The following is a 1,440-nucleotide window of genomic DNA, read 5'->3' on the forward strand; positions in this document are numbered from 1 at the left end:
AAAAAAGAGTTATGAAGCTAAAAGGTGATTCCTATATTGAATAGGGGTCATCTTTTCTAAATTCCATTGATAACGATAATTGTTATAGTAAACCATGTAATGATTTATTTTCGCCTTTAGTTCGTCTAATGTTTTACATGATTGATAGTCTACCTCATCCTTTAAATGACCAAAGAAAGACTCCATCGGGGCATTGTCCCAACAGTTCCCTCGCCTTGACATAGACTGACCTAAACCAGATTTTTTTAATAATTTTTGATATCTTGGGCTTGTATAATGGCTTCCCTGATCCGAATGGATATATGCCTTCGAATGTAAATTAGTTTTCTTATTTTTCATTAATTTATCGATCGTATTTGTTGCGATTTCTAAAGTGATCCGATCTGAAACATGATAAGCTAAGACCTCGTTGGTGGAGGCATCTTTTATGGCTGACAAATAGGCCATATTCTGTCCGTTAAATGGCAAATATGTAATATCCGTTAATAATACCTTCCCTGGAATTCCTTGCTTAAATTCTCTATTTAACTTGTTTGGAACGACCTGATGTTCTTTTGTTGCTTTGGCTATTTTTTTATACGGGTTTGACTTTCTGTGGGGGCAAATGATCTGATACTTGTTCATAATTCTTTGTATTTTTTTTCTGCTAATTTTATGGTCGTATTCATTGTTCAATATCATTTTGATGGAACGTGAACCTTTCTTATATCCACGTCGATTAAACGCTTTCAGTATAATCTCTTTCGCTTCTAGGTCCTTTTGTTCTCTTTCAAATCGGCTATCGGCTGCTTTAAGGTAACTATAATATCCAGAACGAGAGACCCCTAAAAGCTTACAAAAATACTTTGTCATCTGTTTAAACTGATTTTGCTCCACGGTTTCATAAATCAACTGAAATATCTTACTCGTTTCTAGGTTTTGACTTTTGCTTAGCAGCCTCCTTTCTGTCATTTCTAGCTTTTTTAACAACTCTACCTGACCTTCCAGCAGCTTAATTCTTGCATCCTGCCTCTCAATAATTTCAGCTTGAGAAAGTTCTCGCTTTAAGGGCCTGCCGGATTCTGTTTTCCGTGTGTCTGAAAGCCCAATTAACCCATTTTTTTCATATGCTCTTTTCCACCTAGATGCAGACGTCTCTATCCTCTTCATACCAATAATGTCTATGTCAAAACCATTCTCCTCAAAGATCTGCCTTGGGAGTTTACCTACCAGATATTCATTCATAAATTTATTTTTAAAATCATCCGAATAGGTAATTGCTAAACTGCTGACACGAAGCACATTTGGATTTTTTTGAAGTATTTTTATTTCTTTATCTGAAAATGTTGTTTTGCTCATGATCGTCCCCCAATCCCCATATCTTTAAGATTCAAGTATATAAAAAAATACCTACAGATAAAACACTCTTTTTCAAGTGTCCTATCTATAGGTACCATATTA

General features: G+C 35.0%; 1 protein-coding gene. It reads right to left on the reverse strand.

Going from position 1 to position 1,440, the window contains the following annotated elements; all coding sequences use genetic code 11:
• Positions 1–9: 9 nt before the first annotated feature.
• The gene (locus tag ACSU6B_RS29125; RefSeq protein WP_410883196.1) at positions 10–1,338 is read right to left on the reverse strand and encodes an IS3 family transposase; all 1,329 of its coding nucleotides are present in this window, start codon (positions 1,336–1,338) and stop codon (positions 10–12) included.
• Between the last annotated feature and the right edge of the window lie 102 nt (positions 1,339–1,440).

The organism is Neobacillus sp. C211 (genome assembly GCF_051842875.1).
GTDB lineage: Bacteria > Bacillota > Bacilli > Bacillales > Cytobacillaceae > Neobacillus.